13 protein-coding genes and 1 pseudogene are annotated in these 24,155 nt (G+C 47.1%); 2 read left to right on the top strand and 12 right to left on the bottom strand.

What is annotated here, in order from left to right; genetic code table 11:
* Window positions 1–161 precede the first annotated feature (161 nt).
* The 5 genes from AC1DLI_RS18765 to AC1DLI_RS18745 all read right to left on the bottom strand — a co-directional run bounded on the left by AC1DLI_RS18765 (window position 162) and on the right by AC1DLI_RS18745 (window position 7,670).
* Entirely contained in the window at window positions 162–1,616 is a 1,455-nt protein-coding gene (locus AC1DLI_RS18765) for a glycosyl hydrolase family 28 protein (protein WP_477605228.1), read from the bottom strand.
* 83 nt (window positions 1,617–1,699) lie between these two features.
* Window positions 1,700–3,283 (bottom strand): extracellular solute-binding protein, encoded by a 1,584-nt coding sequence (locus AC1DLI_RS18760; RefSeq protein ID WP_477605226.1) that lies wholly within the window; start codon window positions 3,281–3,283, stop codon window positions 1,700–1,702.
* Between the two features lie 87 nt (window positions 3,284–3,370).
* Window positions 3,371–4,234 (bottom strand): carbohydrate ABC transporter permease, encoded by an 864-nt coding sequence (locus AC1DLI_RS18755; RefSeq protein WP_477605224.1) that lies wholly within the window; start codon window positions 4,232–4,234, stop codon window positions 3,371–3,373.
* Window positions 4,235–4,290: 56 nt separating this feature from the next.
* Entirely contained in the window at window positions 4,291–5,265 is a 975-nt protein-coding gene (locus tag AC1DLI_RS18750) for an ABC transporter permease (RefSeq protein WP_477605222.1), read from the bottom strand.
* A gap of 194 nt (window positions 5,266–5,459) precedes the next feature.
* Entirely contained in the window at window positions 5,460–7,670 is a 2,211-nt protein-coding gene (locus tag AC1DLI_RS18745; RefSeq protein ID WP_477605220.1) for a helix-turn-helix domain-containing protein, read from the bottom strand.
* Between the two features lie 381 nt (window positions 7,671–8,051).
* Here AC1DLI_RS18745 and AC1DLI_RS18740 point away from each other — a divergent pair.
* Both AC1DLI_RS18740 and AC1DLI_RS18735 read left to right on the top strand, forming a co-directional pair.
* Window positions 8,052–8,228 (top strand): annotated as a pseudogene (locus AC1DLI_RS18740) (Nif3-like dinuclear metal center hexameric protein); the annotation flags it as partial.
* 49 nt (window positions 8,229–8,277) lie between these two features.
* Window positions 8,278–9,339, top strand: coding sequence for an NAD(P)-dependent alcohol dehydrogenase (locus tag AC1DLI_RS18735; protein ID WP_477605218.1), 1,062 nt, complete (start codon window positions 8,278–8,280; stop codon window positions 9,337–9,339).
* 250 nt (window positions 9,340–9,589) lie between these two features.
* Here AC1DLI_RS18735 and AC1DLI_RS18730 read toward each other — a convergent pair whose 3' ends face one another.
* The 7 genes from AC1DLI_RS18730 to AC1DLI_RS18700 all read right to left on the bottom strand — a co-directional run bounded on the left by AC1DLI_RS18730 (window position 9,590) and on the right by AC1DLI_RS18700 (window position 24,103).
* Complete coding sequence (locus tag AC1DLI_RS18730) at window positions 9,590–15,778, bottom strand: family 43 glycosylhydrolase (RefSeq protein ID WP_477605216.1); 6,189 nt, start codon at window positions 15,776–15,778, stop codon at window positions 9,590–9,592.
* Window positions 15,779–16,025: 247 nt separating this feature from the next.
* Complete coding sequence (locus AC1DLI_RS18725; RefSeq protein WP_477605214.1) at window positions 16,026–17,552, bottom strand: glycoside hydrolase family 43 protein; 1,527 nt, start codon at window positions 17,550–17,552, stop codon at window positions 16,026–16,028.
* 72 nt (window positions 17,553–17,624) lie between these two features.
* Entirely contained in the window at window positions 17,625–18,641 is a 1,017-nt protein-coding gene (locus AC1DLI_RS18720; RefSeq protein ID WP_477605212.1) for an endo-1,4-beta-xylanase, read from the bottom strand.
* A 133-nt stretch (window positions 18,642–18,774) separates the two neighbouring features.
* Entirely contained in the window at window positions 18,775–19,761 is a 987-nt protein-coding gene (locus AC1DLI_RS18715) for a glycoside hydrolase family 43 protein (RefSeq protein WP_477605210.1), read from the bottom strand.
* An 85-nt stretch (window positions 19,762–19,846) separates the two neighbouring features.
* Window positions 19,847–21,373 (bottom strand): glycoside hydrolase family 43 protein, encoded by a 1,527-nt coding sequence (locus AC1DLI_RS18710; RefSeq protein ID WP_477605208.1) that lies wholly within the window; start codon window positions 21,371–21,373, stop codon window positions 19,847–19,849.
* A gap of 40 nt (window positions 21,374–21,413) precedes the next feature.
* On the bottom strand, window positions 21,414–21,911 hold the full coding sequence (locus AC1DLI_RS18705; protein ID WP_477605206.1) for a DUF1854 domain-containing protein: 498 nt from the start codon (window positions 21,909–21,911) through the stop codon (window positions 21,414–21,416).
* Window positions 21,911–24,103: an ABC transporter ATP-binding protein gene (locus tag AC1DLI_RS18700; RefSeq protein WP_477605204.1), complete on the bottom strand. Its 2,193-nt coding sequence runs from the start codon at window positions 24,101–24,103 to the stop codon at window positions 21,911–21,913. Before AC1DLI_RS18700 ends, AC1DLI_RS18705 begins: the two co-directional genes overlap by 1 nt.
* Window positions 24,104–24,155: the final 52 nt, after the last annotated feature.

Raw genomic sequence — 24,155 nt, 5'->3', positions numbered from 1 at the left:
ATTACATAATTTAGTAATAGCATAACTGCAATACGGTTGTTCCATAAAGATACTTAAGTATTATTTTGGAGGATTGTTATGGTGAGGTTGTATGGTTTACATCGAGCACTGTCGTTTGCGACGGTTCATAAAAAAGAGAAAGGCACTAAGGCCTTCCTCCTTTAACTTGATGCTTTTTCACTTTCAAAATAAATACCGCTCACAAATTCATTCACTATAAAGCGTTCGTCTAGCAGGCCGACAACAACTTCACCGTTAATCCGGACATTATTAAAATGAATGTCTTTTATCCGCCTCTCCTCATCATAGCCCAATATACGCGAAGGATTGGTGTTATTGCCGTTATAGGTGATATTGCTGAACACAATATTCTCGATACATCGGCCAGGCACCGGATTGTACGTTTTATTCCACACTACACGGACATCGAAAAGCTGACCTAGTTCAAAATCCTCCACCCTAATATTATTAAATGTCACATCACGAACCGTGTTGTTATCACCAGCGCATATCGCCATGACGCCCCAATAATTTTCCTGCGGCTCGTGATGCTCCAACACATCGATATTTTCAAATAGAATGCTCTCTACGATATCGCCGTTATTTTGATGATCACCATGAATGCCAACATGCATGGCATGGGCGACGTCGGCCCAAAAGACAGAATCCTTAATCGTTATATTGCGTGAATCTCCGTAATACTCACCGCGGCTGCCGTATATCGCAATGCAATCATCTGACGTCCTCAAAAAAACATCCCGAATTTCCACGTTCGAGCTAGCCATCATATCAATTCCGTCGCACCAGCCGCGAGTACTGAACGATTTGAAGTTGTTGATGCGAATATGCTCAGACTCTCCGAGATAAATGCTGTAATGAGGAGGATCAAGCGTTATGATGCCTTCAACTTCGATATGTTTAGAAAATTGGATTTGGACGCCTCTTAAATAAGTCGTTTTCTCCATATCGGACATATACAGCACGCCTCTGCCGCGTATCACGATATTTTCTGCATGCTTGCAGATTAAGGACGCGTACAGAATAGCGCCTCCGGCAATATAAACCGTAGTTTCCGACGGGATATGAAGCATCGGATTGTCAAAATGATGAGTGCCCGGCATGAAGTAAATCACCTTTTTCTCACCGTCAGCAGGCTCAGACAGGCGCTGTACGTTTGCTGTGATATCAACAAATCGGTGTGTGCCTGCGCGGACAGCCAGTACGTTTGCATCATCTGGTTTAGGCGGTGCTGTCTCAATCGGATTAGCGAACAGATGCAAATTGCTAAAACGTTCCCCATTTATTTCAATTGAAAGTTTGCACGGTCGATCCAAAGTGAAAGTAATCGTATCCCTTTCGGTTTGAAATGGGATTTGTGCCGATAATGGGCGAATGACCGCTTGCTCAATCCGCTTCTTATTGGAAATAACAGAAACCTCCACTATACCTTCCATGTCAAAATAAACCATAGATGCAGATCGAACATGATGCATATCCACTTTCGCTTCAAAAACAAACAGAGATTGCCACACCCCGCCAGGCTTTCGCACACTCACGGTAAAATCGTCTTTGCCGATTGCCTCATTCGGCTGCTCATATAAGATTAATCCGCTCATTTTTTCCTCCGTTATTTAAGGGTCGTCTTGCTTCTGTTATTAATAAATAGGCTGGAGCATGTTCATGCTCCAGCCTATCATCCCTACTTGCGCTCCGCTAACACTTTACTAACTTCATCGGTTACTTCCTGGCCTCCGGATTTCAGCCAGCTTTCTTTGAAACCGTCAAAATCTTTCTCCGTGTTTGCTTCACCTGTAATCGCCTTGATCACATACGTATCCTGCAACGTTTTCAGATTGCCCCAATATTTTGGTTTGCTTGTCAGTACTGCCGGACCCAGTACATTAAGTAAAGGTGTGACTCCTACAGTTAGCTTATCCTTCAGATCCAGCAGCTCTTGTTTTGTCGTATGCTTCTGCATCGATACGTCCGTGGAGCTTAGCGGATTATAGAAGTTACCCGCTCCCATCTTCGGAGCGGCAACCGCTTCATCCGTTTTGGCAATGGCGAGGTCTCTTTCCATATCATAGCTTACGCCCAATTGACCGAAGCCCGTCAGCAGAAAACCTTCGGAATCCGTTGCTACATACTCAAGGATTTCCATAATTTTTTGACGTTTCTTATCATCCTTCTCTAATTGAACGCCGAACAATACAGGTGCCTGTCTTGCGCCATACGCGAAAGAATAAGCAATGCCGTCTGATGCCGTAAATGGCGTTCCAGGCTGGAATATTTGTCCCTTCTCAAGGCCAGGTTTTGCAACAAATCCTGAATCTTTGTAAAAATTGCCCCACTTCCCGTTATCAACCATACCGATTTTTTGGTCGGCAAATTTAATATTAATCTCGTTATTATCGCTAGTAATGAATTCAGGATCGATAAGACCCGCTTTGTACCATTTGCTGAGTAATGTCAATGCTGTACGCGTCTCTTCGGTAATGCCGCCATAAACGACGTTTCCGGATGCGTCCTTCTTGAACTGATAAGGCGAAACGCCATGCGCCGAGAAAATGCTAGTGAATAATTGCTCCGTAAGCTTGCCGCGGCCGATCAGGCCATACGTATCCTTCTTCCCATTCTTATCCGGGTCGTCATTAACGAATTTCGTAAGTACGTCTTCAACCTCTTCGAGTGTCTTAGGAGGTGCGGAGTAGCCGATATTTTTCAGCCATGCTTCATTGTAGCCCGGGATAAATCCGTCAAGGCCGCCTGGCCAAACTTTTGGAATTCCCCAGTTTTTGCCGTTGTATTGGCCGACACCCCATGCGCCGGAATCAACCGAATTTAATGCTGCCGTAAATTTCGGCATATAGGTTTCAATTTCAGCTTGGTCAATAACCGCGATGATGCCTTGATCTGCCCATTGCACCATATCTGTTTCGTTTGCATCAATCGGGAAAATATCAGGAATATCGCCTGAAGCTAGCAGCACCGAAAATTGCTCTTTCCAAGTACCGCGCTCCAATTTGACGTTTTTGATTTTGACATTGAATTTCTTTTCAAGCTCGGTTTGAACATAGTTGCCGTCCTTCTCAGGCGTATTAAAGTTATTTGCCCAAGTAATTTCAATCGGCGCCTCCGCTGCCGGCGACTCCCCATTGTTCGTCGACTTCGGCTCGTTGGTACCGTTATTCCCCGTATTATTGCTGCTGCACCCGCTCATGACAAGCGATACTGATAAGGCTATCGCGGCAAATCCCAACCATTTCTTTTTTGTGTGGTTCATTTTCTTTTACTTCCTCCCTTTTCTATTCCTATTATATATTTAGACAGCTCGCTGATATAGCGATCTGTTTAAACCGTTCTATTAAAACTAACCTTTGAGTGATCCAACCATGATCCCTTTGACGAAGAATCGTTGAAGAAACGGGTAGACCATTAATATAGGCAGAGCGGTGAACATAATGATCGCAGCTTTGACCATTTCAGGAGCCTGTTCGTTCGTAGGGACCGGAAGCATCGGATCTCCCTCGGACGAAATGACGAGCCGTCTTAAGAAGAGCTGAAGAACAATCTTCGATTGGTCCTGCATGTATAACATCGAATCAAACCAAGCATTCCAGTGGCCAACGGCAGTCCATAGCGCAAGTGTCGCAAGTACCGGCTTCGAAAGCGGAATAATGATCGTGAATAGGATCCGCATATCATTGGCGCCGTCAATCTTAGCTGAATCCTCCAATTCCTCTGGTATGCCCATAAAAAAGTTGCGGAGAAGCAGAAGATTGAACGTACTGAGAAGCCCAGGGATAACATACACCCATACCGAATTAATAAGCCCGAGTCCTTTGATCAACAGATAGGTAGGAATAAGCCCGCCGCCAAAAAACATGGTTACGACAATGAACATCGTATAAAATCCACGGTGCGGCAAATATTTGCGAGATAAAGGATAGGCGCCCAGCGATAGGAAAACAAGTGTCAGTGCCGTTCCTACAACCGTACGGAAAACGGTATTCCCCATCGTTTGCCAAACCGTTTCCGTCGTCAGCACGCGCTTCCAAGCAAAGGAAGAAACTTCTTTCGGAAAGAAATGAATACCCGGCCGCAATGCTTCCGCAGGTGTGCTAAACGATATGGATAGCACGTGCATAAAGGGGTAAATCATCGTGACGCTAAGAATGATTACAAATACGATTAAAAAAACTTGAAATACTTTTTCGCCAGCGGATATCTTCACTTTTAGTTACTCCTTTCTTACATGAACAAGCGTAAACGGCTATCGCCGTCCTATTTTTAATAAAGGCCTTCCTGCCCCATTTTTTTCGTAATGACGTTTGCAAACAGAACCAGCATAAGACCAACCACATTTTTAAATAATCCAACAGCCGTCGTCAAACTGAACTGGAAGTTCTGTAAGCCGATCCGGTACACATAAGTATCGAGCGTATCCGCCACCCCATATACGGCAGGCGAATAAAGCGTTAAAACTTGGTCGAATCCAGCATCCAGCACGCCGCCCACCCTAAGAATTAGCAGGATTGCAATAACAGGTAGAATAGAAGGAATGGTAATGTACAGCGTTTGCTTCCAACGATTCGCTCCATCCAGGACAGCCGCTTCGTACATTTGAGAATCGATACTCGTCAATGCAGCTAAATAGATAATCGTTCCCCAGCCTATCTCCTTCCATATTCCTGACATAACGAGCGTAAATCGGAAATACTTCTCGCTGCCAAGAAAGTAAATCGAATCAAAGCCGAGCCACTGAATAATATAGTTGACCACACCCGAATTTGGGGATAACAGCGTGATCATAATCCCCCCGATAACGATCCAAGATAAGAAGTGAGGCAAATACGATATCGTCTGTGCAATCTTCTTAAAGAGTGAGAACCTGAGTTCATTAAATAATAGGGCTAATATAATCGGTGCGGGAAAACCGAATATAATATGGTAAAAGCTGATAATAATCGTGTTTTTAATAATTTTCCAAAAGTCTGGCGACGCCGTGAACAAATATTCAAAATGCTTGAGGCCTACCCAAGGACTTCCCCAGATTCCATCACGGATAAAATAATCTTTGAACGCCAATTGGATGCCGTACATCGGGCCATAAGCAAATACGGCATACCAGATAAGCACGGGAGCTAACAATAAGAATAAGTACTTATTTTTCTTATATTGCCGCCAAGTGAGTGTCCACCTCGAGACTTTAGGTTCAAGGCCTTCTCCCTGTTTGTGAATGCCAGCAGCGCTTGCCGGGTTCATAGTTGTTTTCTCCTTCCAAATACGATTTTGCGTTGAGACTTGGTCTGAACACCCCTTACATTAGGCCATTGTAAGCGCTTTTTCTATTGCAATTTCATTAAAATCACTAAAGTATCTTCGCATAAAGGATATGATTTTATGAACAAAAGAAAAAGCAATCGCATCGCGATTGCTTCATCCCCATTTATTAAGCGCTAAGCGCTTGAATTGCCTACATTTCGATACTGAACGGGCGTAACTCCGTAACGCGTTTTGAATTTGTTGTGAAAATATTGCGGATTGCGGTAACCAACAATTCCAGAAATTTCTGCCACGGATAACTTTTTATCCTCTCTTAGCAAATTAGCAGCCTTTTCAAGCCGTACCCGAGTCACATATTCAGTAAAGGATTCGTTCATGACTGTTCCAAATAAGGTAGAGATATACGATGGCGCAAGCGAAGCGACCTCGGACAATTTATGAAGCGATAAATCCTCATGAATATTGTCATCGATAAACGTTTTTAATTTATGAATGATTTCCGTATGCGCATGATTGCCTGTCTCTTGAACATGAGCCGTAATTTGAGCGGATAAATCCCGAATCGATTCAAGCGTGTCTGTGAGCGTCTCCTTTTTCAACTCATCGAATAGGCTCGAAGGCGGAACGATTTGTTGCAGATCAAGCTCAATAACGGACTGATACAACACCGTAACTAATTGAAGAAGCCCTAGCTCAACCGTTTCCAATTGGATATCGCCTTTCTCCATTGTCTTTTGGAAATCGTCCATAAACCGATTCATAGAAACGTCGTTACCCGCTTTCAACGCATTTTTATAAACATCAAAGGATAAGATATGCGGCTTTAGATGATTAGGCGGAATTTGCGAATGCCGTACAATAGCTTCCGAACCATAAAAAAACCGATAACGATACGCATGTAAGGCGCTTTGATACGAGAAAGGAATTTCTTCAGGAGCTTGAACATGCGAACCAATGGCAGCGCCAAAGCGTAATGGTTCGGCCGTCACGCTCTTCATGCGGTTCAATTCGTTCAGCAATGTTTGCTCCAACTCTTCGTTCGTCATGTTCAGCTCACTGAAGTAGATAATCGCCGCTTCCTGTGCATTTAAGCTTACGAATTTATAATAACTATAAGCAGCATGCTCTACATAATAAGCTTTGAAGACTTCGCAATCTCCTTCCAATATACGAATATAGCTAATCATGTAATGGCATTGCAGCGGTAAATAATCGTAATACTCCGAGCCGATTCCTGCGCCTAATACGAGGTTTTTAAGTTCATTTACCTTAGCTTTGGATTCTAAATTTTCGATTTTTTGACCTAACGTAGATAGTGTGCTTCCAATAATTGCAAACTCGTTTTGTGAATAATTTGCTGAGCCCGGATGATAAAAGCTGCGTACGCTGGATACAAGCTTCTTCATCGGAACATACACGCGTTTGGAAATCAAATAAGAAAATAGCAGTCCGATTAACAATACGAGAAGGCAGCTGCTAAATATTTGTCCTTTCAACTGCTCCGATGAGGATACGAATGTGTTCATCGGCCGAATGAGTACATATTTCCAATTATTATTCGAAGTCTGATCATTCATGTAAGACAATACGTATTTGCCGCGTTTATTATAATGGATATCCTTATCTCCCCCATCGGATTCCAGCCACTGCTTCGCAATCGAAAGACCCTCTTCGTCATTTAGGCCCGAATGGATAATGGAGCTGCCCTCTTCATTAAAAGCGTACAACTTTTCCATAGGTGAGCTCATCGTGCTCGATACCAATTGATTGATATATTCTAAGTTAACGTCAATATACATTGCTCCTGCCGACGTTTTTGACAAAGAACCGTATGGAAGGGCAATGGCATAAGTCAACACTTCTGTCCCATCAGATAACGTTCTGTACGTCCATCGGTTTAAACCTGATGGAAGGGATTCTTTCAAGAAAGGGGCATCTGGTGAATTGTCCAGCTTCGAGTAAAACTGACTATTATCAATGATATAATTGCCTTTCTCGAAGTACGCAGTTATTTTGTAAACGCCTTCATTTGCAACTTTGAAAATTTCAAGATCCTTGCGAAAAGCTAATATTCCGCCCGCATTACCTTCCCACTTGCTATCCAGCAAATAGTTCAGCATGGATTGGCTCTCTAACGACAAGGTGGATACCGCACGGTTGCGGATACTGTTCTCGTATTTTTGGAGCACCGTATTTTCGACAAAATCACTCGATGTCTCTATTCGTTGCCGGCTGTCTCTAGCAATTTCATCCACCATTAAGCGATTAGCCTGAACATATAGATAGCTGCCCACAAGACCGATCAAGACAACGGCCATTAATGTGAATGAAAAAATCAGATGAGTAAATAATGTGCCGCCATTTCTTTGTTTACCAATTTTCATCACAAGACCCCCCTCTAATACTTTACATTATCTCTGTAACTTTCTTTAATGAAAGCAATTATAATTAAAGATACTAAAATGCACCGGCTTTCGCTATTATAAAATCTTCATATTAACAATATCACAACTGAAATACGGCACATTCCAGCCAAGATTCGGCTTGCTTGCTCGGCTCCACCTAAACAATAAAAAACCACAAACTGATCGCCATTATTTAATACCGACGCCAAGAAAACAAGGATTATGCCTCTAGGCATCGAAGTGTAGGAGGACGGATTAACTCTCGTAGAAAGGAATAGGATCCATGAGGATTACAATTCAAAATGTAATCGATCAACTGCGCTCTTCCGTCCATCCGATTGAGAACACGGTCGATGATAAACGCCCGAATATGTGAGGGACTCAACGTATCAGGGCTTACCGAAATCGCTGCTTGTACTAGGACATGCGGAGAGCGAAGAGCCCGGCATGCGTTATTTGGCAGAACGGCTGCAGGAATCGTATCCTAGCCTGCCCGTTCACTTTATACCGGTGAATCCGGTGTTTCGGGTGGTTTGAGCCATAATCCGGAATCATGAAATTTTTAATACCAAAGGAGCGAAAGCATATGAAGACAGGCATGATGAATGCGGCAATAATGGACAAACCGTTGTCTATAGCGGTTAAGCAGGTGGACATCCCTATTCCCGGGGATAACGAAGCATTGGTTAAAGTTCACTGCATAGGCGTGTGCGGTTCCGATATTCATTACTACGAGCATGGACAAATCGGACGTTATATCGTGAAGGAACCGATTGTGCTTGGCCACGAGCTGGCGGGTGAGATCGTAGAGGTCGGTAAAGCGGTCACGCATTTAGCACCGGGCGACCGCGTCGCAGTGGAGCCTGGCGTGACATGCGGACGCTGCGAATATTGCAAATCGGGAAGGTACAATCTATGTCCCGATGTTATCTTTCTAGCGACTCCACCCGTGAACGGAGCTTGGGCGGAATATATCGTTATGCCGAGTGACTACCTGTTCAAGCTGCCAGATTCGATGAGCTTTGAGGCAGGCGCGCTGCTCGAGCCGCTGTCGGTCGGATTCCATGCGATGCTGCGCGGTGAAGCCAAGCCGTTCGATCGCCTGCTGATCACGGGACTCGGTCCGATCGGCCTCTTGGCCGGACAGGCGGCAAAATTGTTCGGCATAACCGAAATCTACGGCACTGATACTGTAGCTTATCGGCGGGAACTTGCTCTTGAGATGGGCTTCAAGGCGGTATTCGATCCGTCTGCGGATCAGGTGGCGGAGAGACTGGATGAGCTGACTGGAGGTGCCGGCATCACTCTCGTCGTGGAATCGTCTGGCAATGCCAGAGCGATGGCTGATACGGTGAAGCTGGTCAAGCGAGGCGGTCGGATCGTATTTGTCGGGCTTCCAGCTAAAGATGAGGTGCCAATGGATATGGCCAGCCTCATCGACGGCGAGATCAACGCCTATGGCGTATTCAGGTATGCGAATACCTATCCGGCAGCTATCCAGGCCCTGCAGCATTCTTCCGTAGACATCGAGTCCATCATCACGCACCGGTACTCGCTAACGGATATCAAGGAAGCGGTGGAGACCGCACGTACAAGAAAGGATACTAGCATTAAAGTCATGATCTATCCAAATCTTCCTGCAGAGTAATATAGGAGCTGGATGGCTGCTCCCTTTTCACTATGCTAGGCTTTCCTGCAGATGACGCCTAAGCCTGGCACGCCAAATCAAGCAGAGTCACCCTATGACTCTGCTTGATTTCACATGCCTTTTTTCATATAAATTAATGTTCGTTCGTACGGAAAACAAATGTGCCCTATCCCTGTTATCAACTGATAGTTAAGGGATAGGGCACATGAAGCGCTCATTATTCTAGGTTGTCAATTTGCTGCTCATCTGTTTAAGTTAATCCAGATTTTTGCAATAACTGTTGTACAATCTTAGCAACTTCGGCTCTCGTAATATAAGCTTTCGGCGCAAGCACTGCAGCACTTCTTCCTGATACGATTTCCGCTTGAATGCTGTCAGCGATTGCATTCTTCGCCCAGCTTGACGCATCTGCAGCATCTTTGTAAGGGCGCAATACAACATCAGCTGTCTGGTTCTCAAGATTTGCCTTCAGGCCGGTGATCGTCAATGCTTTGGCAATGATAACCATAGCCTGTTCTCTCGTAATCTTATCTTGAGGACGGAAGGTGCCATCTTCGAAGCCATTGATCAGATTGTATGACTGTGCCGTCACTATGGCGCTGCTGTACCAATCCTCAGCTTTCACATCCGAGAATGGCGTTGCACCGTTCTCCTGCTTCAAGCCTAATGCCCGTACGACAATTGCTGCGAACTCGGCACGCGTAATATCTGCGCTCGGATTAAACCGGTCATTCCCGATACCTGTGATGACCATCCGCGAGCCCAAATTATTTACAGCATCCTTCGCCCAATGCTGAGCGACATCCGAGAACTCTACCGGATGATAGATAACAGCGTATGTGCTGTTCGTTAAGCTGTTCACCTTAGCATAAAGCTTGCCCTCAATAGTGATGATTTTTGTTGGCACATGGCGTACCGTTCCATCCTGTTCGACCACAACGACTGTAGTAAGCTTGTTTGGAGCGACGCCGTCCGGAATCGCAATCATACTCTCTACATACGCGTTGAACTTCGAAATTTCGATGGTCTTGCCACCGTATTGGGCCGTGACCGTGAAGTTAATTGGCGGCGCAACCAATGTAAATTCTCCTTTGATTGCCTTATTCTCAACCAATTCTGCCATTGCTGCATCCGGTACGGCGATTTCGATCTGGATCGTGATGTCCTTCAAAGCGACCGATGCGCCGAACTGCTTAGAAATTGCGCTGCTATCGATTTGCTGAGCACGAACGGTATACGTTGCCCGATTCGTTTGTATTTCCAGTACTGCTTTCTTCACTTCCATCTCTTTGACCATTTGGGCATTCAACTTCAGGGCTACGATATCGGACTCGCTATTAACCGGAACGGTGATTCTTGCTTGATCTCCTTCCGCTGCAAGCCATTGACCCAACTTTATCTGGTCAATAGCAATCGTGGTTACCGTTTGGCCATTCCTTTCGGATTTCACAGCCGTACCCGCACTTTCAGCTTTGCCGTTGATAAGAATATCGACGACTGTATTGCCGGTAACAGGCGGAGCAGTTGGTGTACCGTCGCCGCCGTTATTCGAAGAGGTTACCGTGAATTCCATTTCGGCTTTCTTTTCCGAACCGCCCGCAGTAACCGTTAATGTAAGCGTGCCGGTTCCAGCAGAAACTCCCTTGATGGCAACCGAAGCTTTGTTGCTGTCGCCAACGATGCTAATCTTCCCGCTAGATGTCCACTGATAAATCGGGTTTGTTGCTTGGGATGGATTAATCGCCGAGCCTACCGTTAATGTTTCACCGATCTTAACCCCTGTTACCTCACTTGTGATACTAACAGATTGTACAGGAGTTACATCTGGTCCCGGATCAACAGCTGTAAACTTCCAATAATCCATATTAAATAAGTTACTAGTACCCGCTCCTTTAAACATAAAGAAGACATTGTGAATCCCTTTGACATGATCTACGTTTGTTTTCAGCAGCTGCCATACTTGCTCTCCGCCTGCAGCAGCGATGTCAAGAGTGCCAATCACTTCGCCAATCGGACTATCCAGGCGAATTTCGATTGTACCTCCTGCAGCAGCCGCAATATTGGCTTCGAATGATGCCGCCCCCTTTTCACCGAAGTCAGCGTTTGCTACGGCAAGCCAGTCTCCATTATCAATATCCGTGACGTGAAGATTAATGCTTTCTACCAGACTGCCAGGTGCTTCTGATTTCTCGGTCAGAATGCCGGCATTCCAAGCAATGGTTTCAGACTCGGTTCTCTTATATGGATCAAGATCCGCAATCTGCGAAATACCTTCCATATCACCTTTAATATCCTTGATTAATCCATTTTCGTAGAACTCAACCTTATTAATATGAGGAGAACGGTATCCCTTTCCGTCACCTAGAAGCGCTTTGCTGACGGTTTGGGCATGGTATACCGCATACCACTCGTTATTAAATTCAAAAATCGCATGATGGTTATTGCCGCCTACGCCAAAGAATTCATAGGGATTTTTCAGAATAGGTGAGACATAAGTGAAAGGCCCCATCGGGTTATCACTCACCATATAAGCAATTTCACCTGGAGGAGGTGTCCCTTCCGGATGCGTACCGGCGAAATTCGAACAATAAGAGTAATAATATTTACCGTTATACTTGTGAATACCCGAGTCTTCAAACAAGAAAGGAGCATCAATTAAAGCCGCTTCCCCAACAGTGGAGACCATATCATCGCCTAATTCCATGACTCTGCCCGTTCTAGGATTTGCAACTTGCGCTTGCGTCGGATTGTTACCGCCAGGTATTCCTCCGCCGAAATACAGATAACCTTTACCATCATCGTCAACCAATACGGCCGGGTCAAAAAGCCATACAACGCCGGGAACGCCAGGAGTATTGCCCGTAATCAGTGCTTTTCCTAGCGGATCTGTCCACGGCCCGATCGGACTATCCGATGTGAGTACCCCAATACCTCCAGCACCATTTGCAAAATAAAGGAAAAATTTATCCTTGCCGTCTATTTGCTTATGTGCGGCTGCCGGCGCCCAAGAGAACGTTGCCCATTTGGCAATGCCGGCAGGACCCGCCACCGGAATTGCACCGTGGTCTGTCCAGTTGACCATATCATCAGAAGAAATGACGAAAACTCTATTCAAATTGCTGAACGAATTGTCTTTCACGTTTCCGTTGCTGTCATATTCGTAATCATCGCTTGACATATAGATGTAAACCCTTCCATTATAAGCCAATGCGTAGGGGTCTGCCCCTAATTTATGGTCCATAAGCGGATTGGAATACCCTGGAGTTTTGGCAATGGCGCCTGTATCCAGCTTCTTTAATCCTACGTTTGCCACTGCTTCATGGACATTGTAGCCAATATTCCCGCCTTCGACCTGAATATAATCGGTCTGGATGGCAACCGTTTGATCTGTTGGAACGAAGCCTTCAACCTTCAGCTTAATTGTCGCAAACAAATCGGAAGCTTGATGTGTGAAATTCACATTTTCGCCAGAAACCTTTACCTGAAGCCGATTATCAGCGAAAGTAAATGAAGGGTCTCCCACGATATTATCAGAATTGAAATCCACTCCGGTTACAGATAGATACTTCGGAATGTTAAAGGAAGCCGAAATCGATGTGTATTGTCCTGACGGCAGTGCATCCATTTTAACAGACACTTCCAGCTCCATATTTTGGACGCCGATAACATCGGTAACATCTCCTAATTCCGCATTTAGGATGGTTGCGGACGCATTTGAACCCGTCATCTTATCCTCGACTCTGAAATAATCAAAATCGACTGATCCGCCTGTCGTTTTTGTTGCATAATTGAACAATGCAAAACGATAGCCCATAAAATGCGGCAATGTATAATGCATTTGCAGCGTGTTCCCTATCGCTGTCCAGTCAGCTCCATTAAGGCTGTAATAGAAATACGCCTTATCGGTCTGATTTTTATAATCCAATTCAATTTTAAAATATACCTTTTTCTCAGTGACTGGAATGCTAGCCACTTCCACTGCCGTTCCGGAGCTGCCATCTACCATAACAATGGCTTTCGAAGTCCCGGACATTTTAACGCCGACATAGCCATATTCTTTTTGCAATACAGCAAGTCCAGCATAATCGCCATTTTTCATTTGGCTTATATCCACTGCAATGCTTCCAGAGCTCTCGGGTCCAAATGTTCTTTGCGTAAGCGTATTTCTGGCATCAAGAAGATTAGTGCTCTTTCTGCCGGTCGTTAGCCTTAAATAACCCGGGCGCTCCGTAAGCGACCAATTTCTGTTGTCCGGGTTATGGTTCCACTGCCACACTAATGCAAGATTAGAACCATTATAATCGTATTCACCGATATTCGCTTTGTCCAGCCCGCCGGCCGGTGTAACATCTTCAAGTGAAACATCATCGACATAGAAATTCATTAAATCTAAAGTCGGATCTTGTTGCGGTGTCCAAACTGTCTCCATAAAAATAAACGGTGCATGAAGCTCGGCATCATCCGGAATCGTATACGTTCCTTCAATGGTTCCCCATTCCCCTTTGTTTACCGTAACCGATCCAAGAACCTTGATTGTCGTCCAGTCGCCATCCTGGATATCGAAGTTAAATTGCTTGGTCGCAGGCAGCGCACTGTCTCCGTCATATTTCACTTTGGCGGAAAACTTATACACTCCGCCTGCTTTCACTTTTCCGGCAATCGATTGCTGCGGCCCCCCGCCTGTAGATTGTCGGTTGCTGATGAACAAGCTGCTTGAGCCGCTGTATGCTTCGTCCGCCGTTACCGCAACCGCTGCATTCTCATGGCCCGTCCAAGGCTCTCGGCCATTCTCGAATCCGCCGTTTACAAGCAGGTTTGAATCCGGCGTCACGTCTCTAAGCGATACATCATCGACATAGAAATCCATTAAATCTAACGTCGGATCTTGTTGCGGTGTCCAAACCGTCTCAATAAAAATAAGCGGTTCATTAAGCACTGCATCTTCCGGAATGGTATAGGTTCCTTGAATGGTACCCCATTCCCCTTTGTTTACCGTTGTCGATCCAAGCACCTTAATCGTCGTCCAATCGCCATCTTGGATAGCAAAGTTAAATTGCTTGGTTGCAGGCAGCGCGCTGTTACCGTTATATTTCACTCTTGCGGAAAATTCATATACCCCGCCTGCTTTCACTTTTCCGGTAATCACATGCTGCGGGCCTGCGCCAGTCGCCTGTCTGTTGCTGATGAACAAACTGCTTGAGCCGCTGAAAGAATCGTATGTTGATGCTGTAACCGTTGCATTCTCATGTCCTGTCCACGGCTCTTGGCCGGCTTCAAATCCGCCGTTTACAAGGAGTTCATTTCCTTCGCTTACCGCAGCGAATGTTTGTGCTGCTGGATCTGCTGCGGTTTGTATAGCAGAAAATGATGGATTAGAAACGATATTCGCTGTTTCCCCGAATACGGTATGTGAAGCTCCTACTCTCTCTGGTCTCTGATAAAATTCATCAGAATCTACTAAGAGGTTCTTCGATGTCACGCCATTAACTGGAATAGGCATACTTTGCGGAACCTTGCCATCAACCCCGAATATCGGCCACCCGTCTTCCCATGTAACGGGAATTAGGTAGGGGATACGTCCAACGGATCCGCGGTCTCCAAACAACATTCCGTACCATTTCCCATCAACCGTATCCACAATTCCACCCTGTGCGATACCAGCATCCCTCAAGGCAACTTGTCCTGTGTATGTGCCGTCTATAGCGTCCGCTCGATGAACAATTTGAGTACGCATACCATCTTTCGGCCATGTGATGTTGAATACATAATAGCTGCCTTTAATTTTTTGAATATGTGTGCCTTCAGCATTCAGGCCAACGTTTGGCCCTGCAACCAGGCTTGCATTAGGAATGATGATTTTATCAAGCCCGCCCGGTTTGATCGCCGTTGCATCCGAGGTGAGCTCAATGGCTTTAATATCGCCGCCGCCATAAACCATATACACACGTCCGTCATCATCGAATAGCAATGACATGTCATGATAAACGCCATCAAACGTTGAATGCGTCCATGGGCCTTTCTCTATATCTTCCGTTTGATAAATATAAGTTTTGCCGGTATCATACGAAGGAAATGCCACATAAAATTTTCCATTATGATATCTAAGGCTGCTGGCCCACGAGCCTTGACCATAATTGCTTTTCCCGTTTCTGAGCGCTTGTTCGTCATTATCTGCAAGGATATCGTAAACATAATTGACGATTTCCCAGTTCACGAGATCATATGATTTCATAATCGGCACGCCAGGATTCATGTGCATGGTCGTGCTCGTCATATAGTACGCATCACCCACCCTAATGACATCGAGGTCTGGAACATCCGCCCATATAAATGGGTTCTCAAAATTGCTCTCGCCTTGCTGCGCATAGACTGACGTGCTTGGTACAAGGTTTAGGAATAATGTAAGCGCTAATAAAAATGCAAACGACTTTTTAAACATTGATTTGTATCTCCTCCTCTTAATTGTATCTAATTCCAACAAAATATCTATTTCTGAGCTCATTTTATAGTAGTTAATACGTACAAACCATGTAATTTCTTGTTTGAAAAGTATCATTTGATACGAAATTTCGACTTAGGTTTCCTCTAAAACCAACTAGCTGTAAGCGGATACAAATTGTGTGTAAAAAAACATCAGTGCCGCAAAGTTGGGCACTGATGAACAATAAACATTAACCGGACCTCATTTATTCGAACCTTTGTTTCATTACCCTGGCATAACGGAAATAATCAAACTCAGCATACCCGCCTATTTGCTTGGTTGCATAATTAAACAACCCGATCCGATATCCCATAAAATGATCTAACGTATATTTCATCTCTAACGGGCGGCCGATTTGAATCCATTTCACTCCATCCGCAGCGTAATAGAAATTTGCTGTATCGATGCTATTCGCAAAATTAAAATCAATCTTTAAAAAAATCTGACTGGGCTCGTATCGAATATTCTCGACCTCTTCTTCACTGCCATCGCCACGATTAACACACATCGCAACGAATCTGTCGCCGTTCTCCGTAACTTTAACGCCAACGGTGCCGAAGTGATTCTGTAGAGCGACCAACCCGGCATGATCGCCCGGTTTCATATGGGAAATGTCCATCAACGTCATCCCGCTGCAGGCGGGTCCTTCCGTCCGCTGCGTTAATGTATTGCGCGCGTGTACTACGCTGTCGGTCAAATTGCCCGTTTCCAATCGCAGAAAACTTGGCCGCTCCGTCACCGACCAAAGTTGATTGTCCGGGTTATGATTCCACTGCCAGTTCAGCGCCAACTTGTTTTCCGTGTATTCAAACTCGTCGCTAATCACCAACGGTTTAGTAGATGTGGCGGGCAACGGGATTTCAAATTCCTCTGGCGCCTTCCCCTCCACCCCGATGATAGGCCATTCATCTACCCAAGATACAGGCAGCACGCAGGGAATTCTGCCGACGGCATCGTGATCTTGAAACAGCACGGCATACCACCTGCCTTCCGGCGTTTCAACGATGCCGCCTTGCGCAACGCCTTTGTTCTGATAGCCCATGTCGTCATCTAAAATCAATTTGCTTTCATAAGGACCAAGAAGCTCTTCCGAGCGATAACAAATTTGTCTACGACGTTGGTTTCCGGTCTTTGGCCACTCGATGAAGAACAGATAATAGCGGCCGTTTATCTTATACGCGTGGCACCCTTCACATCGCAGTCCAATGCCGTCCCGTTCCGTTTCAAACAACAGCCGATTGACTCCGCCAGGCTTTACAGCTGTCGCATCATCCGTTAGCTCCGTAATGTAAATATCACCGTTACCATAGATCACGTAGACGCGGCCTTCATCAAACAATAAGCCCGGATCGTGAAAGAGCCCTTCAATCGTGGAGCGATCCCATTGACCATTCTCGATATCATTCGTCCGGTATATATAAAAACGATTCATATCATTGCTTGAGAAGCACACATAGAACAATCCGTTATGATAACGCAAGCTTGCGGCCCATGACCCTTGTCCATAAATGCCTTTCCCATCCAACAAGTTGTGTGCATCGTTATCCTCGAATGTATCGTACACGTAATTCACGATCTCCCAATGCATCAGGTTCTCAGACTTCATGATCGGGCATCCGGGCATCGTATGCATGCTCGTGCTGACCATATAATAAAATGTGCCTACTCTTATGACATCTACGTCCGGAACATCAGACCACATGACCGGGTTAGATATTATCGTATTATTCATCCCTATCTCTCCTTATTAAACACTTATACTACCAGTTACATTATCTTACGTTTTACGCTTGCCCGGCCGAGGTCAATAACGTGCTGCGTCCAAAATGTCCCAATAGGATGGCTTGGGCTTATGCGCCATATTAAAGACGAATGGCCAGTTTTTTCGGCCTTTCACCGGAAAGTTATCCAACCAAGTATAATCATCGGCCGCTCCCCAGAATGTTACGGACGTGATACATTCGCTGTACTCCTTAAACAGTTGGAAAAATTGCTTGTAACGTTCCGCTTGCCTCACGAGCATCTCTTTGGTCGGCGCGAGCAGATCAGTTCTCCGGTCGTCATGCTGGAATACAGATACGTCCAACTCCGTAATATGCAGCTTCACGCCGAGGCTTGCATATCTTTCGATCGCTTGGCGTATATCGTCAATGGACGGATGCTCCAAGTTCCAGTGCGCCTGGAGTCCGACCCCGTGGATCGGCACATCCTTCTCCTTCAACGACTTTACCAAGGTATAAATTTTTTCTCTCTTTTCAGGGATGGACTCGTTATAATCGTTATAAAACAACATCGCCTCCGGATTCGCCGCATGCGCATATTCGAACGCTTTGGCTATAAAATCCTCTCCGGCGATGTCCAGCCACTTGGACGAACGCAGCAGCTCCCCGCCGCTGTCGGAAACCGCTTCATTTACGACATCCCATGCATAGATGCATCCCTTATAACGCGCAACCACCGTTTCGATGTGGGATTTCATCCGCGCAAGCAGCGTTTCGCGGTTAACTGCGCCGCCGGTGTGATCCTCAAACATCCAATTAGGCGTTTGATTGTGCCATACCAGGGTATGTCCTCTAACCGCCATGCCATTCGCTTTGGCAAACGCAATCAATCGATCCGCATTCTCGAAGGTATATCGATCTTCTGCAGGATGCAGGCTCTCGAACTTCATCTCGTTCTCCGCCGTTATACTATTGAAATGTTCCGCCAACAGCTCACGCTGCGTGACCAGCGTCCTTGGATTTACTGCCGCCCCGATTAAAAACTGCTGACTGAACGCTTCATGCAGCTTTGTGGAAGCATCCGTATGAGAATTGACCACTCTTTGTTCGCCTCCTCTTACCTATGTAATGCTTCAAGCTCAAACAAGCCATAGGCAATTGTTTACCAAAAGTGTAGCGCTTGCATTCGTTAGCAACAACCTGTCAATTATTTGTTCATTAACCCGGCAAATACTAGATTCCTGGATAAGGATCGTTCGTCTGAATCGTCCCGTCCTCGTTATAATGCAGTTCCGTATACTTGACACACCGCTTATGGTTGACGCCTCCAGAGAGGGAACAGTCGTGATAAAACAGGTACCATTTGTCTTCAAACTGGACGATGGAATGATGGGTCGTCCAGCCGATTACCGGTGTAAGGATCGTTCCTTTAAAGGTATACGGGCCCAGCGGATTCCGGCTGACGGCGTAGACGAGCTTATGCGTGGTACCGGTCGAGTAGGACAAGTAGTACCATCCATTATGCTTGTGCACCCACGGTCCTTCAAAGAATCGCCGATCCTCGTCGCCGGCCAGAATCGGGCCGCCGTCCTCATCGTTGATCGAAATTTCCTGCGGAGCTCCTTGAAAAGACAGCATGTCCTCACTCAATATCGCGACCTGAGGACCAAGAGCAGGAGCACTCGCATCCGGCCCCGCAGCTTCCGGCTCGAAGCTGCCGGTCTGCCATTTTTCCAGTTGGCCGCCCCAAAGACCGCCAAAGTAGATATAGGCCTGATTATCTTCGTCAATCAGTACAGCCGGGTCGATGCTGAAGCTGCCTGCAATGTAATCCGGCTGCGGGATAAAAGGACCGGCCGGAGACGCGCTTGTCGCAACACCGATCCGAAAAATCCCTTCATGATCCCGTGCGGGAAAAAACAAGTAATAGATGTCGTTCTTATAAGCGGCATCCGGCGCCCAAAGCTGCTTGGAGGCCCACGGAATATCTCTTAAATGAAGAACCTCGCCATGATCAACGACGGGAGATTCTAGATTGTCCATGGAAAGCACATGATAGTCTTCCATTGCATAATGGTCCCCATTGTCATTATCAGGTCCATCGTGGTCGAGATCATGCGACGGGTAAATATAAATTTTTCCATCGAATACATGCGCAGAAGGATCAGCCGTGAAAATATGGGTGACAAGCGGTTGATTTGGTTTTGGTATTTGATTCATGCGAATTCTCCTTTTTTATAACCTTAATGATCTGGCATACTTACACTTCGGCGAAGCCATCTTCAGTAGATGACGGATAAAACTCCTACTCGACGACTTCATAATGGAACCAGTCAAAATGGGCCGGCGACTCGGATCGAGTGCCGTTGCCCGTAGCATACATGGCGAAGAACACGCCCGTAAACCCGCCGGCTACTTCCGTGGCTAGCAAAGCGCACTCGCCTTGGCCAAACCAGAAAGGCTCCTCATGGCTGCTGCTTGAGAAACCGAAGGCATAATGCTCCTTGTCCGATTTGACGGTCAGCACAACCTTATCAGCCGACCATGGCGCCTCATGCTCCACCTTCCATAAACTGCCGACCCTTCTCCGGAAAATGATCTTGCGCTCGCCGGCAATTCTTGTCACTGCAATCTCGTAATGAAACCGCTCATTCATATATACGGTTATTCCCGCTTCTTCGCCGTTTCGCTGCGGCGCAAACGTCAAATATGCGGATACGCGGCATGCAAAGTGCTGCTGTCTCCGCCCGATAAACGCAGGCGCGTCAACAGCATTTAAGGTAGCCGGGGAGCCGTACAGCGTCAGGCAGCTGTCTTTCTCCGTCAACGTCCAATTATCCGGGTTCGGCGAACGCAGAAAATTCCATTGCGGAGCAAGAGCGGAAGCGTTGAAGTCGTCTCTCACCATATGCTCTTCGGTCACAGGCTGCAGAGTTAACCCAGCGGAAGGCATCGTCTCTCCTATGGTGCCGTTCTCGCCGATCATCGGCCATCCGTCTTCCGTCCAGGTGACGGGTGCAAGGAACGTTTCTCTGCCGAGATGATGACGATTCGGATACCCGACAGGACGTATGCCAAGGAATACGGCCCACCAGCCGCCATCCGGCGTCTGGACGAAGTCTGCATGTCCCGTCGCATGAATCGGCTTGAAGAGGCTCCGATGAGACAGAATCGGATTGTTCGGACAGCTCTCAAACGGTCCGGCCGGCCCTTTGCTCCTTGCCACCGTTACCATATGGCCGTATTCCGTGCCTCCTTCGGATATGAGGAGGTAATACCAATCGCCGATCCGGTAGATATGCGGAGCCTCCGGATATTGCCCGCCGGTCCCCGTCCATAGGAACGCGCATTCCGAAACTTTTTTCCCGGTCTTCAAGTCGATTCGGCACTGGTATATACCCGGGCCCGTTATATCATTACTCGCGGATGAAGTAATATAAACCGTCCCATCCTCGTCGAAGAAGAGATCAGGATCAATCCCAGGATGATCTAAATAAATCGGATCAGACCACTCCCCGCGCGGATCATTCGTATACACATAAAAGTTGCCCCCGCTCGAGACATTTGTGGTGACCATGTAGAATGTACCGTTATGAACACGAATAGTAGGCGCGAATATTCCGCCAGAACTGCCCGCTTGACGCAAATCCAATTGCTCTGGCCTGGTCAAGCAATGTCCTATCTGCTGCCAATGCACAAGATCTTTGCTGTGATAGAGCGGTACTCCCGGAAAATACTCGAAAGAGCTGGTCACCAGGTAGTAGTCCTCACCTTCTCTGCAGACGCTCGGGTCGGGATGGAAGCCGCTAATAACGGGATTTTGGTAAGTCATTTCGTAAGACACTCCTTTGTAGATATAAGTTTGATTTCATTTACAGCACTTCTTCAAGCAATCTTCGGCTATGCGCGTCAAGCGCGTGCCAATCAGGAATTTCACAGCGTTTGCCGCTCAGATCGGTCAGAATAATCCGGCCTCCGCCGGGATACTGAAGATGCTCATGCAGATTTCGCATCGCCATTCGGGCGGGGCCAAGATGTGTCTGCAGCTCCCACAGCCACAGATCGGATTTGAATTTCACGCTTTCCACCCGCGTTACTCTCGGAAGGAAGTAGCGGAACTGAAGCTCCTTCGTAAGCTCGGCGGCACTTTTTTCATTAAGCTCCGCGATATCGCGGATGATTCCGAGCTCATCGCCGCTCGCATTACGGATTGAGATATACTGCGAGTCGTATTGAAACGGGAACGTACGGTAGACGACAAGCTCATCATATGGCTTGCCGTCAATGACACCCTGGAGCACGCCGCCTTTGCCTCGGCTGAAGCTCGCTTCGTCCTCTGACAATACCCGAATAGCAAAGCTATCCGCCATCAGCACTCAACCCCCTTTATTTTGGACATCTCTTTCTGGGCGTCAACAAGCTTGCGGTAGACGCCCTTTTCTTTCTCAAGAAGTTGTTCGTGAGAGCCGACTTCGACGATTTTACCCCGTTCCAGCACGACGAGACGGTCTGCGTTGCGGAGCGTGGATAAGCGATGGGCGATGGCAATGGTCGTACGGCCCTGAACTAGCCGGGAAATCGCCTCCTGAATCTGCCGCTCGGTTTCGGTGTCGACTGAAGCGGTCGCCTCATCCAAAATAAGAATACGGGGGTCATGGATGATAGCGCGAGCGATGGCTACCCGCTGCCGCTCCCCGCCGGACAGCTTGTGCCCACGCTCGCCTACCCGGGTATCATAGCCGTCCGGCAATCTGACGATAAAATCATGCGCATTGGCAATCTTGGCTGCCCGCATAATTTCTTCAGGTGTCGCGTCGGACTTGGAATACGCGATGTTCTCCGCTATCGAGCCGTCAAAGAGAAACGTTTCCTGAAGGACAACACCGATCTGCTTTCTTAAATCGGATTGGCTGATATCGTGGATTGAAACACCGTCAATGAGGATGGAACCTTCATCCGCGTCATAAAACCGGCATATCAAATTGATAAACGTCGACTTTCCCGCTCCCGAATGTCCGACAAGGCCGATCATCTCGCCTGCTTTCACACTTAGGCTGATATTCCGAAGCACTGGATGATGCTTCTCATAGCCATAAGTGACCTGTTCGAAGACGACATCGCCCTTGATGGTACCGAGCCGCACCGGCTTGTGGACATCGGGCACTTCGGACGGCGTATCTATAATTTCAAACACCCGATGCGCGGCAGCCATCGCATTGCTGGCCCAGTTAATCATCTGGCTGACCCACTGCAAAGGCCCGAATAACATGCCAAGATAAGCGACAAGCGCCATAAGCACCCCTAGCTGCAGCTCGTCGTTCAACACCTTGCTTCCTCCGTAATACCAGATCAGAAGCGTGCCTATTCCCGCAATAAGGTTAAAGGCAGGAAATATAAACTGCCAAAGTCCTTCTGTCTTGACATTGTTCTTCACGACTTCCGCGTTCGCCTCGGTATAGCGGGACAACTCCTCGCGTTCACGGCCAAATGCCTTCACCACCCGAATACCCTGCAGTGAATCGCCGACCAGCATATTCAAGCGAAAGATCGATCGCCACTGCTGGTATAGGCGGCGTCCGATTTTTGGCCAGATGGTGACGGACGCCGCAACCATAACCGGAACAGGCAGCAGCGCGAACAGTGACAGCCTCCAATCCAGGCTCATCATGATGATAAAAATGATGACGACACGAAGCGATTCTCCGCAGACGAAAATGACGCCGTCCGTCATGAATTGACGCATCGACTCTGCATCATTATTAACGCGGCCTATAAATTGAGAGGTCTGCCTGCGGTCGAAGAAAGCCAGCGAAAGCCTCATGAGCGACGCATAAACATCCTTGCGGACATCACCCATTAGCTTGGAGCCGACCCATATGCCGATATACCCGCGCACCGTCTGCATAACAGTAAGAAGCAGCATGGTAAGACCGAGGCCTGAAACAACGGTAAACAAGGCTGAGCCCATATTTTTGGGCTGCAGCACATCGTCGATGATGATTTTCGTCAGAAACGGCGGCAGCAGCTCGACCAAGGTGGTCAGAATAAGCAAACAGCCGGCCGCTGCCATTTGAAGCTTATAGGGCTTTGCGTATCCCAGCATCCGGGAGGCCAGCTTGCCGTTGTTCAAGCAAAGCTGGCAAACCTGCGTGCCTTCGCCGAGCGGATTGGCGCAGGTCGGGCAATAACGCGGTAAATCGCGCTCCGAAACGGCCGGAAGCTCCTCTCCCTTTGCAATCGCGCTTAAGAGCTTTGCGGCAAAGCCGGCTACCGATGTCAGCTCAGCGGTATAGCGGGCAATGACTACCGGTCCGCTTTGCATGTCGGCTACCAGTGTGCCGCCTCCTACTGCGCCAACGGCTCTCGCATCCTTAAGCTCCGCAGCCGATAGCTGCATGACTGTCGGACCTTCCATCTGCATAATCATGATGTCGCGGCTGGTAACGGCGATCCATTGCTCACCGAACCGGCCGTCAGGCAGCAGGTCTGTCTTGAAACTAAACAACAGATTGCCTGTCAACTGCTTCCGGAGATGCTCCGGAAGCATATCCTGCTTGGACATGGACATCATTCTCCCTTTCTTAATCTACAACTAAGCAACGATCCGAAGACAC

It is taken from the genome of Paenibacillus sp. 01T443 (assembly GCF_056398325.1).
This window is presented reverse-complemented; position numbering and strand designations above follow the sequence as displayed.